Source organism: Vibrio sp. MOR3, from assembly GCF_001557775.1.
In the GTDB taxonomy this organism is placed as follows: Bacteria; Pseudomonadota; Gammaproteobacteria; order Enterobacterales; family Vibrionaceae; genus Vibrio; species Vibrio jasicida.
The window spans coordinates 178,807-193,699 of sequence record NZ_LNRD01000010.1 but is presented as its reverse complement, the minus strand read 5'-3'; the positions used below and the strand labels follow the sequence as shown (position 1 = coordinate 193,699).

Annotated in this window: 13 protein-coding genes; 12 read left to right on the top strand and 1 reads right to left on the bottom strand. The window is 46.1% G+C overall.

Features of this window, described 5'->3' with window-relative positions; translation table 11 throughout:
- Window positions 1-24 precede the first annotated feature (24 nt).
- Window positions 25-3,159 (top strand): HD domain-containing phosphohydrolase, encoded by a 3,135-nt coding sequence (locus tag ATB76_RS18740; RefSeq protein ID WP_042602493.1) that lies wholly within the window; start codon window positions 25-27, stop codon window positions 3,157-3,159.
- A 66-nt stretch (window positions 3,160-3,225) separates the two neighbouring features.
- On the opposite strand, the gene ATB76_RS18735 is transcribed toward ATB76_RS18740, so the two are convergent.
- Complete coding sequence (locus ATB76_RS18735; protein ID WP_039975308.1) at window positions 3,226-4,131, bottom strand: LysR family transcriptional regulator; 906 nt, start codon at window positions 4,129-4,131, stop codon at window positions 3,226-3,228.
- Between the two features lie 139 nt (window positions 4,132-4,270).
- On the opposite strand from ATB76_RS18735, the gene ATB76_RS18730 reads away from it, so the two are divergent.
- From ATB76_RS18730 to ATB76_RS18680, 11 genes are all read left to right on the top strand, one after another.
- Window positions 4,271-4,669: a hypothetical protein gene (locus ATB76_RS18730; RefSeq protein ID WP_038870581.1), complete on the top strand. Its 399-nt coding sequence runs from the start codon at window positions 4,271-4,273 to the stop codon at window positions 4,667-4,669.
- A 67-nt stretch (window positions 4,670-4,736) separates the two neighbouring features.
- Window positions 4,737-6,848, top strand: coding sequence for a protein-disulfide reductase DsbD domain-containing protein (locus ATB76_RS18725; RefSeq protein ID WP_061035916.1), 2,112 nt, complete (start codon window positions 4,737-4,739; stop codon window positions 6,846-6,848).
- Complete coding sequence (locus tag ATB76_RS18720) at window positions 6,845-7,357, top strand: protein disulfide oxidoreductase (RefSeq protein WP_039975310.1); 513 nt, start codon at window positions 6,845-6,847, stop codon at window positions 7,355-7,357. Before ATB76_RS18725 ends, ATB76_RS18720 begins: the two co-directional genes overlap by 4 nt.
- A gap of 105 nt (window positions 7,358-7,462) precedes the next feature.
- Complete coding sequence (locus tag ATB76_RS18715) at window positions 7,463-8,092, top strand: class I SAM-dependent methyltransferase (protein ID WP_061035915.1); 630 nt, start codon at window positions 7,463-7,465, stop codon at window positions 8,090-8,092.
- Window positions 8,093-8,113: 21 nt separating this feature from the next.
- A complete protein-coding gene (locus tag ATB76_RS18710; protein WP_061035914.1) occupies window positions 8,114-8,548 on the top strand; it encodes a GNAT family N-acetyltransferase in 435 nt (144 codons plus the stop codon).
- 67 nt (window positions 8,549-8,615) lie between these two features.
- The gene (locus ATB76_RS18705) at window positions 8,616-9,386 is read left to right on the top strand and encodes a phospholipase A (RefSeq protein WP_061035913.1); all 771 of its coding nucleotides are present in this window, start codon (window positions 8,616-8,618) and stop codon (window positions 9,384-9,386) included.
- Between the two features lie 46 nt (window positions 9,387-9,432).
- The gene (locus ATB76_RS18700; protein WP_061035912.1) at window positions 9,433-9,957 is read left to right on the top strand and encodes a GNAT family protein; all 525 of its coding nucleotides are present in this window, start codon (window positions 9,433-9,435) and stop codon (window positions 9,955-9,957) included.
- Window positions 9,958-10,220: 263 nt separating this feature from the next.
- Window positions 10,221-11,069, top strand: coding sequence for an MBL fold metallo-hydrolase (locus tag ATB76_RS18695; RefSeq protein ID WP_061035911.1), 849 nt, complete (start codon window positions 10,221-10,223; stop codon window positions 11,067-11,069).
- Window positions 11,070-11,264: 195 nt separating this feature from the next.
- Window positions 11,265-12,401: an efflux RND transporter periplasmic adaptor subunit gene (locus ATB76_RS18690; protein ID WP_038870601.1), complete on the top strand. Its 1,137-nt coding sequence runs from the start codon at window positions 11,265-11,267 to the stop codon at window positions 12,399-12,401.
- Window positions 12,394-13,665 (top strand): TolC family protein, encoded by a 1,272-nt coding sequence (locus ATB76_RS18685; RefSeq protein WP_038870603.1) that lies wholly within the window; start codon window positions 12,394-12,396, stop codon window positions 13,663-13,665. Before ATB76_RS18690 ends, ATB76_RS18685 begins: the two co-directional genes overlap by 8 nt.
- Window positions 13,662-14,891 (top strand): ABC transporter permease, encoded by a 1,230-nt coding sequence (locus ATB76_RS18680; protein WP_038880611.1) that lies wholly within the window; start codon window positions 13,662-13,664, stop codon window positions 14,889-14,891. Before ATB76_RS18685 ends, ATB76_RS18680 begins: the two co-directional genes overlap by 4 nt.
- The last annotated feature ends 2 nt before the right edge of the window (window positions 14,892-14,893 follow it).

The following is a 14,893-nucleotide window of genomic DNA, read 5'->3' as shown; positions in this document are numbered from 1 at the left end:
CTTGGATTACTCCAAGCTGAAACGATGAAGAAACGTAAACGGATTTCGTTAAGGACAGTGCTAGGGTTGATGTTTGTCTTCTGTACCCTAGTGACAGCAGGTGTGGCGATTACTTTGCAATACCATTTTGCAAGGAAAACTGAGCTGCAACACACCCTCACCCGATATCAAACCATAGCGACAGGTGTATCGAGTCATTTATCTAATCTACAAAATTTAGCTGAGAACGTGGCACGAAGCGGCGCGCAGTTAGTGTCGCTCATCGGGGTAGATACGCCCGAAGAGAGCATCATTATCCCTTTGTCTAAATTGTTGGTAAGAGAGCCCGGCATTCATAGTATTTTTGTTGCCAAAGCGAACAACGACTTCTTCCAGTTGATCAACCTTTCCTCAGAGGAAATTCGCTCACGAGTAGATGCTCAACTAGGGGACAAGTGGTTGTTGATCGCGCATAGCGGAGTGAAGCGAGATCGTCGTAAGGTAAGTATTTACTATGATGAAAACTTTGTATCACGCCATGTTTTAGATGAGTTTAGTAACTTCATCCCGACTCAACGCAGCTGGTTTGAAAATGCTGACCATGATGACATTTACAATACTTCTCCATATTTGTTCAACACTCTAAAAGTATCTGGGGAAACCTTTTCCATTAAGGTGCCAGAATCCGATACTGTGGTGGGTGTGGACATTCTTCTCTCCTCGTTAGAGGCGCAACTCACCAACCGTTTTGTCGAAAACAAGAAAGCGCCAGAAGCGGAGGCGTTTATCTATCAAGCCAATGGCCGATTGATTGCAACTAACAAGATGGTCGACATCGAAGATCGCTTACCTTTGGTCTCTCCGGTGAACTTAACTGACGAGCAACGAGCACTGGTCGCCCAAACGCCAGATTTGAAAGTGTCGAACCAAAATAACTGGGCTCCGGTTGATTACACCGTTGGCGGTCGCCCAAATGGCTTCTCGATTGATTTGTTCAAGATGATTTCTGAAATGACCGGCTTAAAGTTTAAGTTTGTGAACGGTCGAAGTTGGAATGAGCTCGTCAACGATTTTAAAAATGGCAATATCGACATTCTTCAATCGATTGCCGACCAAGATGACCTTTCGAGCATCGGTGTCGTCGGTGAACCTCTTTATCACGCAAAGTTTGCGTTGCTCACCACAGAAGAGAACAAGCACATCAATACCTTAGAGCAAGTGAAGAACGAAAGAATTGGCTTGCTGAAAGGGTGGAGCATTCAAGACGACTTGTTAGAAGCTTACCCGCAAATGACCATCGTCAATTACGCTTCTTTGCACGATGCGATCGACGGGGTATTGAATGGTGACATCGTCGCTGTGCTCGACATCCGTCAAATATTGGCCAACAAAATACGCGAAACATTTCGTCAGAACTTAGCCATCACTTTGGTTAAGGATTCAAACCTCTCCAACGCGTTTTACTACTTGGCGAATGAGGAACAAAGACCTTTAGTTGAGATCATTAACCGCGCTATTGACGCGATTACGCCAGAGCAAAGAAAAGAGCTGCGTGAAAAATGGTTTGAGGGTAAGGCAGCAGTGTCGACCTATACCTTTACGCCATACGAAGAGCTGGTCAAATTTGCCAAAGATCCTAAGTTCATCAATTCCGTTCAACTAGTGACGCTCAATGGGAAAGACAAGTATGTTTTTGTCTCCAAACTCACTCATAAGGAAGAGCGTTACTTTGCTGTCGTGATTCCACAGTCTTACGTCATGTCAGGCGTAAATGAAGTGACGCTATATGCTGTGGGCGCATCGTTGTTTGTTCTTGCATTACTCATTCCAGTCGCGTGGGAAATGGCAAAACCGATCTCAGACCCCATCAATGCATTGAGAAAGCAAGTCAGGTTTGTACGTGATCGCGAATACGACAAAGTGCAGCGTGTTCATTCTCGCATTGAAGAAATTCATCAACTTAGTCTTTCGTTGATGCGAGGCAGCAACTCGCTTAAGCAGTTTGAACAAAGGCAAAATGAGTTTTTTGATTCCGTGATTCAACTTATCGCACGCGCCATCGATGAAAAATCACATTATACGGCAGGTCACTGTAACCGTGTGCCGGAGATTGCGTTGATGCTTGCGGAAGAAGCAGAGAAATCTGACCAAGGCGTGTTTGGAGCTTTTGAGTTTGCCAATGACGAGGAGCGCCGTGAATTCCGTATTGCCGCTTGGCTTCATGATTGCGGTAAGATCGCCACGCCGGAATACGTGGTCGATAAAGGCAGTAAGCTAGAAACTAACTACAATCGAATTCACGAAGTTCGCATGCGCTTTGAGGTGCTGTGGCGAGATGCGCAGATTCAATATCTACTCAAAAAACTAAAAGCTATGGGCGTCGATGAACAACCTGATCAAGCACTTGAACAAGAATTTGCTGCGCTGAAAGAAGAGTTCGAATTTGTCGCCAGTGCGAACGTGGGGGCGGAGTTTATGTCGGATCAAGGCATCGAACGTTTACACAAGTTGGCTGAGAAAGAGTGGACGCGTTACTTCGATTGTGGACTTGGTTTATCGCCATTAGAAGAAACGCGTTATCAACCACAACCAACGCCAGCAACGGAGAAGCTGCTTTCTGACCGTCCTGAGCATGTGATTGAGCGTGAGCAGCCGTTTGATCTTGACCCTGAGTTTGGCATTAATATGACGGTGCCAGAGAAGCTTTACAACCATGGTGAACTTTATAACTTGGCGGTGCAGCGCGGTACGTTATCAGCAGAAGAGCGCTTTAAGATTAATGAGCACATGATCAGCGGCATTAAGATGCTAGAGAGCATCCCATTCCCGCCAGAGTTAGAACGTGTACCTCGTTATGCTACGACTCACCACGAGGCGATGGAAGGGTTTGGTTATCCGCGTGGATTGATGGGCGAAGACCTGTCGATTCCGGAGCGTATTCTTGCGGTTGCTGACATCTTTGAAGCGTTAACCGCGGCCGACCGACCTTACAAGAAGGCCAAATCATTGAGTGAGGCAATCAGCATTATGTCGAAAATGGCACTCGGTGGTCACATTGATAAAGACGTATTTAAGCTGCTGTTAACCAGTGGCACTTACCTAAGTTACGCCAAGCGCTATTTACCGGATGAGCTTATCGATGATGTCGATATAAAGAGCTATTTAGAAAAGTTATCTTAGCCTTCATTAAGCTCGAAAAATGTGCGTAAGAGCTTCGGTTCTTACGCACTTTTTTATGCGCCAAACTTAAACATCAAAGTCTTGTGCAAATTTGGTTTTGACGAAATCGATGAAGGTGCGCAGGCGCTTAGGTTGGTAGCGATCACGGTGGTAAATCGCTGATAGCGGCACCGACGGAATTTCCCATTCCGGCATTACTTTAACCAGTTTGCCTTGTTCGACCTCGTCATCACAATAACTGAGAGGGACACGGATGATGCCGTTATCGAATAGCGCGCCCATTACCAGTGCACGTCCGTTTTTACAGCGTAGATTACCTTTCACGATGACATCGCTGTGCTCTTGTGGGTTAGCCACGTTACGGTAACTCCAGCGAGTGACTGAGCCTGTCAGAGTACGATGTTTCGCCAGTTCTTTTGGCGTGACAGGTTCGCCGTACGTTTTGAGATAGTTCGGACTTGCAAGCGTAACCATATCGATCATCATCAATTTGCGTGCGACGAATCCTGCGTCTTCCAACTCGCCCATGCGAATCGCGACATCGAATTGGTCTTCAATCAAATCAATACGTGGTGAAGAGAAATCCAAATCTACGGTGATGTTCGGATATTCCAACATGAACTCATTGACGTATTTAGCAATGATGTCTTCACCGATGTAGCCACCCACACAGTTCACTCTAATCAAGCCGCGCACTTCTTGAGTATCGTCAACAGCAGCGATTAACGCTTGGTCGATGTCGTGCAGCGCTTTTTCGCACTCTTGATAGAAATGCTCGCCAGCGTGAGTGAGGCGTAATGTTCTCGTGGTGCGAGTAAGTAAGGTCACACCCATTTGTGCTTCAAGTCCACTGATTTGGCGAGACACATGAGACCGAGAGACGGAAAGCGCTTCTGCCGCTTTGGTGAAGTTACCCAGTTGAGCGATCAAAACGAAGGAGCGAATATCAGCAAGATTAACTTTATTGAGCATGTTGAATTATTTACAGAAACGGTAGTCATAAGACTATCACAGTTAGTTACGAAAACGCGCTGTTCAAAAAATCATACTACTTGAGGTTTATATTAACTTGCGTATGATTTCCCGCGTTTCCACATTTATCGAAGTTAGAATGCACTCATCCACTCTACAATCTGCCGCGTCCCGACAACAGGGAAAATGGTTCCTAGCACTAATCGGCTGGGTGATTGTTGTGTGCTTGATGAAAAATTCTGGCTTGATGTTCAGTTGTGCTATGCAATATGACTCTAGCTCTACCTCTGTGCTCATTGGCGATGAAGTTAAAATCGTAAAAGCAGAAAAAGGGCATGACACGAGTAAATGTGAATTGTCTGAAAAGCTGATTCAATTTGCTCAGCAACAACTGGAAACCTTGGTCGTTGTATTATTTGTTGGCATTTTCGCGCTTGTCGTGTGGCGCTGTTGTGCGTTCGCCAGCAAAAGACAATGGACCGAACCGATAGTCCAAAAGTATCGAGTCCATCTCACCCTGTGTGTATTCCGCGAATGACAAGTGATTTCTGACGAGTTTCATATCGTCAGTTTTTCTCTACACTTGTTTTTAACTAGGAATAACTATGAACCACATGAAAAAAACGACTCAAGCCGCGTTGATGCTTATCATGACGCTGGCACTGAGCTTATTCTCGCTAATTGCCCAAGCACAAACGACAGACACGGGATGGCTGACCAACCCGCAGCATCCACCTGTGCAAACGCGCTTTGTCCTTACTGGCCAACACGATCCTAAAGCAAAAACGCTGACGGGATATCTCGATGTCAAATTGAGCGGCGACTGGAAAACCTACTGGCGTTCGCCGGGCGAGGGCGGTGTTGCGCCATCCATTGATTGGGAAAAATCACAAAACCTAACTAAGGTGGATTGGCAGTGGCCATATCCGCAGAAATATGAACTGCTTGGTATTGAAACGCTGGGTTACAAAGGCGACACGCTTTTCCCGATGACCTTGCACGTTGAAGATATGACTAAACCTGTGACGATTGATGCGACATTGACGCTTTCTTCGTGCACAACGATTTGTGTCCTGACGGATTACCATATTCAATTGTCCTTCATGCCTTCTGACTTACAAGTCGATGAAGGTGTGATGTTCAGCTATGCGCAAGCGGTGAGCAGTGTACCTCAAGCTTCGCCATTTATTGATGTGACAGAAGCAAACTGGGATGCCAACCAATCTAAACTACAAATCAAACTGACCAATTCACAAGGTTGGCAAAAACCAGAGGTGCTGGTTGATGGTGTCGATGAAAACACCAGCGATTACAGTTTCAAACTGCTTGGGCTGCACCAAGAAGGCAATACCCTGACAGCAAACTACAAAGTAAACACGTGGCTGGGTGATGTGGAACTGGATAACCAATCGGTTTTCGTTTCAATTAAAGATAGCAACTTGCTAGCAGAAGAAGTAGCACCTGTTAAAACAGGATTGATCACAGAGACGTTGCCAAGTACATCACTGGTGAGCATCTTCCTATTTGCGTTGCTCGGTGGCTTGATTCTCAACATCATGCCTTGTGTGTTACCGGTTCTGGGCATGAAGCTAAGTAGTATTGTTGCCGCGCAGGGGGTAGAACGCCGCCAAATTCGCACGCAATTCATCGCGTCTTCATTAGGTATTTTGACTTCGTTCTGGATCTTAGCTGGCTTTATCTTGGTGCTTAAGCTTACAGGCAGCGCTATCGGCTGGGGCGTTCAATTCCAAAGCCCTTGGTTCCTTGGTGTGATGGTTTTAGTTACTGCACTGTTCGGTGCCAATATGTTGGGCTTGTTTGAGATTCGTCTTTCTTCAGGTACCAATACTTGGTTGGCGTCAAAAGGCGATAACTCGTTAGTGGGGCATTACGTTCAAGGCATGTTTGCGACACTACTAGCAACGCCTTGCTCTGCACCTTTCCTTGGCACAGCGGTGGCTTTCGCATTGGGTGCTGATGTCATCACGTTATTCGCAGTCTTTACCGCACTTGCGATTGGTATGGCGCTGCCATGGATTTTAGTGGCGATCTTCCCAGGTATTGCCTTAAAACTGCCAAAACCGGGTCAGTGGATGAATGTCGTAAAAATCGTCTTCGGCATCATGATGCTGGCAACTAGCGTTTGGTTGTTGTCATTGATGGCAAACCACTTACCAATCTTCTGGGTTATCTTGATTGGCTTGGTAGCGTTTATCGCGATCATGGCACGTGTGAAGCATATTTATGGCAACAAAGCCTTAGCTATCTCAGGAAGCGCCTCTTTGATTCTGATCGCTGGTGGTTTGGTGTTAGGCAGTGTGACTGCAAATCATTGGGCTACGCCATTGCCAGAAGATTTGGCTTGGGAAAAACTCTCTAACGAAGCCATCACTGAGCACGTGAAAAATGGTCGTGTGGTATTTGTCGATGTGACGGCAGATTGGTGTGTGACCTGTAAAGCCAACAAGATTGGTGTGATCTGGCAAGATCCGGTTTATTCACTGTTGCAAAGTCCGAACGTGGCGACACTGAAAGGCGATTGGACACATCCGAACGGCTCAGTGACCGACTTCCTACGTGCACACGGTCGCTTTGGTGTGCCATTTAACATCGTATATGGACCAGCAGCGCCAGAGGGTATTCCTTTGCCTGTGATACTGACTGACGATGTTGTGGTGAAAGCAATCGAACAAGCAAGTGGAGGCACGATTAAGTGAACACAGTAAAAAAGCGCAAATCGCTGAAATACTGGCTTAGTCAAGCGTTGCAAATGGTGCTTATGGTGACCGTGATTTCGGTCGCCATGGATTGGTATCGCACCAAAGACATTCCTAAAGAGCAAGCGCCGCCGCTAAGCGTAGTCATGGCTGATGGTGAATATATGGACGTGATCGCCAAAAGTCATGAAGAGCCCGTTGTGGTCTACTTTTGGGCAACCTGGTGTCCGGCATGTAAGTTTGTTAGCCCAAGCGTGAGTTGGCTGAGTGATTACTATGAAGTCGTCACTGTGTCAGGTGCGTCAGGTCCGCAAGAACGGGTAGACCAATTCATGCAGGCGAAAGGTTACCAGTTCAACAACATCAACGATCCGAAAAGCAGCATTATGCAAGAATGGAGCATCAGTGTGACGCCCACTATCTATGTATTAAAAGATGGAGAGGTGAGCTCAATCACCACAGGAGTCACAACGCCAATTGGCATTTTGGCAAGGATCTGGATGGCATAAACTAATGTGTAGCACGCCGACCTTTTTCACGTTTTTACAATGACATAAGTGTGTAGGTGAGTATGGCGTGCTACATTGGCAACGTTCAAAGATCAAGGAGGAATCATGGACGTTGCCACAATGTATGATGAAGTATCTGAGCGCTATCAGAAACTAATCGAAGACAGTCAGTACGTTGGTCCGCGCTGGATAGATGGAAAGTTAAAGACGCTCAATCTCCAACAAGTCTCTGCTCTTGATTTAGCTTGTGCCACAGGCAGCATCGGGGAGGTCATCAAAACGCATTGCCCTGAAGCTACTCTTCACGGCTTGGATATTTCATCCAAAATGGTTGATAAAGCGCGCGAGATAAACCTCTATCAAAGCGTCAACGTTCATAATCTCGACCAACCTTTCTCTCCGATTTTCAATCAAACCTTCGACATCATTACCGCACTCGGTTTCACGGAATTTCTTACCAATCCGCAATCGCTACTTCAGTGCGTTGCAAACAAGCTCAATGCTGACGGACGATGTTTTATCAGTTTCCAATGTCACGACCCAGATGGAAAAGACCTGCCAAGAAATACCTACAGTGGCGCGGTTGTACATACCGCTTACACCGAGAGCGAAGTCCGTGAATTCAGCCAAAACGCAGGGCTTGAAGTCGTATCACTAGAAAACCTCGTTGGTTACACATCAGGTGCTGGCTATGTATGTCGTTACCTGCTCTTGGAGCTAAAAAAGCAAAGTTAATTAACTGTCATGGAGAGCAACATGCAAGGGTATCGCATCAGTACCGCCTTTGAAGAGATGGATCTGGATTGCATCCATCAATTCATCTCGCAAAGCTATTGGGCGAAAGGTGTGCCGAGAGAAACGTTAGATAAAGCAATACGAAACTCTCTTTGTTTCGGCGTGTTTACTGATTCGAATCAACAAATCGCGTTTGCTCGCCTTATTACTGACAAAGCCACCTTTGCTTATCTCGCCGATGTTTTCGTGCTCCCTGATTACCGCGGCAGTGGTATTAGTAAGTGGTTGGTTTCTGAAATTGTGTCCCACCCAGATCTTCAAGGTCTACGCAGAATGATTCTTGCGACGCGCGATGCACACGGCCTTTATGAACAGTGCGGCTTTAAGCCTATTGAGCCTGTCGAGAACTTTATGCAGATATGGCAACCTGATGTTTATCAAGAGAAGATAGGTTGATTCAACAGATAAGTTGCCAATTATCTTCTATATTGAATTCATGGATTTACAGATAAAAAGGACGATGATGCTTAACCGTAAAGAAGTATGCGTACTTGCTGCTTTTACATCGATATTTGTAACAGAGGTCTATGCAGAGGAGAGACGTTTCTCTGCTCACGAAGACAACTATTTATTGCCTTTCTATACGGAATCAAAGGTAAATCAAGAACGCTTCGCTCCGCTTAATCCTAACGGTCATGATGCGAAAGATGTCATGGTTCAGTTCCAAATCAGCATGAAATACAAGTTACTGGTTTTTGGTGATGATGGGCTTTTTGTCTCTTACACCCAGCGTTCTAACTGGGAGGCATACGATGATTCTGCTTATTTTAGGGATGACCAATATAATCCTGCCGTCTTCTATCGTTGGAACTTAAACCCTTGGCGCATTTCGCTTGGTTTTGAGCATCAATCCAATGGTGCAGGTGGAAATGATGAAGTCAGTTGGAATCGCGTATACCTAGATAACAAGTGGCGCTTTGACGCTGGCTTTGTCCGTTTTAAGACGTGGCTTGATGTTGGTAGTAACCATTACAACCCGGATATCGTTGACTTTCTTGGGTATGGCGAGCTAGAAGCAGCTTGGATTTCTGAAAATGATCACAAACTAAAGTTCACGGTATCCAACGTGTTTACAAAAGATTGGGAAAAGGGTTTCTATCGCGCATCTTGGAACTTCCCCGTTTATCAAGGGCTAAGAGGTTACATGAAAGCAGAAACAGGTTACGGCCTAACAATCTCTAATTACAACTTCGACGAAAGTGCGTATGGAGCCGGATTTGCGTTCGACTTTTAGTGGCCAACCTTTAACACCCAAAGAAACTTGTTCGAGAGGGAAGTGAATGAGGGTTGAAGCGCAAGATGTGGCAATTAGGTACCTTGAAGAAACAGATGCCGCTCCTTTGTTTGAAAACTACCTTGGTGATGAACAAGCGTGTTTGTATCTCAATCGACAAGTACACCAAAGCTCAAACGAAACGTTACAAGCGATCGGTCGATGGCGAGCTCAGTACGAGTTGGCTCACCCTAATTTCTTGGTACTCGTAATTGAAGAAGGCGCAACTCAAGTTCCCATTGGTTGCTTAGTCTTAATCCCTGAAAACAGTCATAGCGAAATTCACTTTGGGATCTCTAGAAATTATCAAGGTAAAGGGTATGCGACTCAGGCGTGTAAGCTCGGGATTGAGTATCTGAAAAGTATCGGAGTCGAGCAGATTCATACAGCGCCTCATATCGACCATCAAGCCAGTATTCGCGTGCTCGAAAAATGTGGATTTAAGAAACAAGGTGTGTTGAAAGAGTATGCGGTATTTCCTGCACTCAGCCCCAACCCACAAGACTGTCTAGACATGTGGTTGGAAGATTAACAAAAGCCCAAAACAAGTGTTTTGGGCTTTTGTTATTTAGGCGTTATTGAACCTGCTCGTCTGGATGACCCCACATCAATGGTTCTGCGTAAGGACCTTTGATGGATGAGGTTGATTAGAATTGGAATAAAAATCAAGCACGATCGAAAACGTGTACCGTAAACCTCTGTCTAATCACACAATTACCATTACTTTTTTCTACAAGCATCAAACCTCGCTATTGTCTCATCCACTAAAGCGGTTCAACGCCATTAGGAGGCACAATGATCGTTACCACTCTCGTTGATAATTCTCGTCTTGAGCACAGAACCGATCTCTGTGTCGAGCGCGGTTTATCGCTGCATATCGATACAGAAGGAACCAAACTGTTGTTTGATATGGGCAGTGGGCGAACGTTTTGCGACAACGCGCCTTTACTAAACATCGATATCCAAGAAGTTGATCTCGCGGTTATTTCTCATCGGCATCATGACCATTGCAACGGCACATCTCATTTTCTAGAGCAAAACGATGTAGCCAAAGTCTATTTAAAATCGTGTGGAGACAAGGACTACTGCTTTCGAGCTTTTGGTTTTAAAAGTGATGTGGGCATCGACAAAGCGTTATTGGAGAGAACAAGTGACCGTATCGTGCTGGTCACTGAAACGACACAAGTTGCTCCGAATGTTCATGTTATTACGAAGATCAGCGACAAGTACCCACAACCCAAAGGAAATCAGTACCTCTATACTCAATCGAAAGACGGCCGTTATGAAAAAGACACCTTTGAGCACGAACTACTTTTGGTGATTAAGGAGGAGGATGGCTTAGTTATCTTTACTGGATGTGCGCACAGCGGAGTATTGAACATGATTCAAACGGCCGTTGAGTTGTTTCCAAACGACAGGATCAAAGCGGTAGTGGGTGGCTTTCATCTTGTGGGCTTACCCGTATTTAATAGCATTGGCGGCACTAAAGATGACATCAAAGCATTAGGGATAGCGCTATCTAGATACCCTGTTGAGAAGTTTTACACGGGCCATTGCACGGGCATGAAGGCGTATCATTTACTGAAAGAAGTGCTTGGTGATCGTCTGGAGCATTTGCCAACGGGTCGTTGTGTTGAGGTTTAATCATCGACCCTGTTAACGTTTATGATTGTGAGTGAGCCAAATTCCAATCTCAGCTATTCATCTTGCCTATTGTCAAAGCGCCCTGACAAAACCTTACCAAATATGACAGTTTTAGCGGCTTCAAACCACGGTATCCTTAGAACTTTATGTTCATCAGATGGTCACAAGACTACAAAACAATAATTGGAATCAATAATGGCAAAAACTTGGCTTGTCGCTGCTGTGAGCGTTGCATTACTTGGCGGCGGTGCGTATTTCTATTTGCAATCTTCGGCTCAACCAGAGGCGTTTCCGACGTTGGCAGTGGAAAAGGGAACCATTGAGAAACAAGCGGTGGCAGTCGGCAATATTGTCCCTGCACACTCAGTATCTATTAAGTCACAAATCGATGGTATCGTGGGTGAGATGTACGTTCAGGTCGGTGAAAAGGTCAAGCAAGGCCAACCATTGATTAAGGTTCGTCCGAACCCGACGCCTCAAGCGCTTACTGATGCTTCAACAGACTTAATGCGCAGTGAAGCGGACCTCGAATCAGCCAAACAAAAGCTCGCCAACCTAGAAAGCTTGGTGAAGCAAGACATCATTCCAAAGAATTACGATGAATATGTTAGTGCGCGTTCAACCGTGAAATCGGCTCAAGCGAACGTACTGCAAAAACGCCAGAACCTCGAATTAATTCGCAGCGGTGAAGCTTCCATTGGTGACGCTCGTTTAACCTCAACCATTTACGCACCAATTGATGGCACAGTATTAAACCGTAAAGTCGAAGTCGGTGAGCCAATCATATCAACTGAATCTAGCCAAGCCGCGACAGAAATGATGTCTCTGGCTGACATGAACAGTTTGATCTTCAAAGGCAGCGTGAGCGAGCATGATGCCGCGCAGCTTTCTCCGGGGATGCCAGTTCTACTAACCGTGGCGCCGTATCCTGATGTGGAAATCTCTGGTGTGCTAACCAAAGTGGCGATTCAATCAGAAAACCTAAATTCGCCTGAAGGCAATGCCTCTGCAAAAAGCTTCGATAACGGATTTGAGGTCGAAGTGGGTGAGCTGAAGATCCCGAAAGAAGTATTGCTGCGTTCAGGCTTTTCATCAACGGCACAAATCACACTGAAGAAATCTGAGAACGTATTAACCTTGCCAGAACGAGCGCTGCAATTTGATGGCGATACGCCAAACGTATTGATCCCTGATAGTTCAGAGCAAGGCTTCCACAAACAGGAAGTGAAGCTAGGCTTGTCGGACGGCATCAATGTAGAAGTGTTAGATGGTGTTGAGCTAGATGAAGAGATCATCGATAACAGCATGATGATGGGAGCCGCACATGGCTAAGCTGCACTTATCTAAAATTGGTGTTGCGATATTAGCGGCAACACTCAGCTTACCAAGCTATGCAATTTCGATTGAACAAGCGTGGCAACAGGCAAAGCAAAGTGATCCAAATTACGAGAAAGCCAAAATTGGTGTTCAACTTGGTGAAGTGGGTGTCGATGCAAGCCGTAGTTCACTCTTACCCGGTTTGAGTGCGACAGCATCAGCAAATTGGAGCGAATCTGCCGACAATACCAATAGTTATGGGGCATCGCTTTCTCAAACCATTTGGGACAGCAGCTTGTGGTCGGATCTAGACCAAGCGAATGCCAACTACATCAAAGCTCAGCTTGAACTGGCTCAATCACATAATGAATTAGCACAAAGATTGCTTTCATCGTATTTGGATGTCGCGAGTGCACAAGGTGATTTGCAACTGGCGCAATCCAAGTTGGAAGAAGGCAACAAACTGCTGAAGATCATCGAGAAGCGTTATCTCGCGGGTAAAGTGAAATCGGTGGATGTCGAAGAGATTCGAGCAACACAAGTTGCGGACAGAGCCGGTATCTTGAATGCGCGTTCTGACTTAGAAGTGAAGCGAGCGGAACTGGCTGCGTTGATCAATCAAATCCCGCAAAACGTCGATCAAATTCGTACTGATTCCCTTGTTCAACCGCCCTTGCTGGTGGACTCTCAAGAGCAATGGTTAAAGCTCGCGAAGGACAGCAGTCCAGAGCTTTTAGTGGCCGCACAAAACGTGAAAGCCAGCGAGTTTGCAAAAGATTCTGCCCAAGGTGGGTATTACCCAACGTTAAAAGGGAATGTTGGTTACAACGATGATGACCGACGTAAAGACGGCGAGTTCAATGCAGGCATTACACTCAGTGTGCCCATTGATTTGAACGGCGCAACACGAGCCAGAGTCGATGAGGCGTCACTTAATACCCTAAGTGCAAAGCAAGATCTACGTCGAGTGGAAATCGATATTCAAAAGCGCGTGATCCAGCAGTTCACTCAAGTCGACATCAACTGGAACCAAGTTTTGATGGCGGACGAATTGGTTACTTCTCGTGAGAAAGTGCTGCGCAGCAAAGAGAAGCTTTATGATGCGGGTTTGCTCGAAGTATCAGAAGTGATTAGTGCACACAACAGCTTGTTTGAGGCGAAAAACAGCCTACAAACCAACTTGTACAACTATTGGCGTCAGCGTATCGGCTTGTTGCAAACTGCAGGCAAGTTAGATGACGACACCATGGCACTGATCTCTCGAGCGTTTAATTCATGACCAGTTTATTGCAGCAAACCTTATTGCAGCAAACATGGCAAACGCTGATGGCACACCGCATGAAAAGTATGCTCGCCATCATTGCCATTGCGTGGGGCGTTATATCTGTGGTGGTTTTGATTGCGCTGGGAGAGGGCTTTTATCGCCATCAAACTCAGCAGTTGTCGTTTATGGTCAATAATGTGCAAGTCGCGTTTCCATCGAGCACCAGCAAACCTTGGCACGGATTACCTTTACGACGTCAGATTCAGATCCCGCAGGATAAAGTCGATATGATCAAACAATCTGGCTTTGTGAAATCGGCATCCAGTGTGTATGCCAAGTGGGATGCAAACATCACCAATGAAAAAGGCCAAAAACTCACGAGTTTTGTTAGCGGCATAGACCCGTACTATTTCTCATTGATTCAACGCAAGTTGGAGTCGGGTTCGCGTAATCTGTCGCCTAGTGATATTGCCAATCACACTCGCGTAGCGATTTTGGGCGACCAAATTGCCAAAATGGGTGAAATCAGTATCGGTCAAATGGCCAAAGTTAATGGCGTGCCCTTTTTGGTGATCGGCATTATGAAAGACGAAGATGCGGGCATTTCATTTGGTGATAGCCGTAAAGTCTTCATCCCTCAAACTACCTACCTTGATTTGTGGGATGCCAAACCTTGGATGCTGCTACTCAAGCCAGTCGACGGTATGGATGGTAACGCATTCCGACAAGCCATTGTTAACTTCTATGCCAAGCAATTGCACTTCGACCCAACCGACAAAGAAGCGATTAACTTGCCAGACTTCAGCGAGGGCGCAGCGGTGATAACGGGTATTTTTCGTGGCATTCAAATCTTCCTTGGGGCAAGCGGTGCGATGACCATGGCCGTTGGCGCTCTTGGTGTCGCGAATATTATGTTCCTCTCTGTGACAGAACGAACGCGAGAAATCGGCGTACGCTTGGCGATTGGTGCAACGCAAAAATCCATACTCAACCAGTTCATCCTTGAAGGACTCATTTTGGTGGCGGTCGGTACAGCTCTCGGCTTAATGGTTGCTTATTTAGTGGTCGCATTGCTTGGCTCCATTACCTTACCGGAGTGGTTAGGTTTTCCGGTTATCACGCCAGACTCTATCGCTTGGTCACTATTAGTCACGCTGGTTTTGGCGTTGCTAGCGTCTTACTTTCCGGCAAGGCGAGCATCGCGTCTCACCCCCGTAATTGCATTAAGTGCGAGGGCGTAATC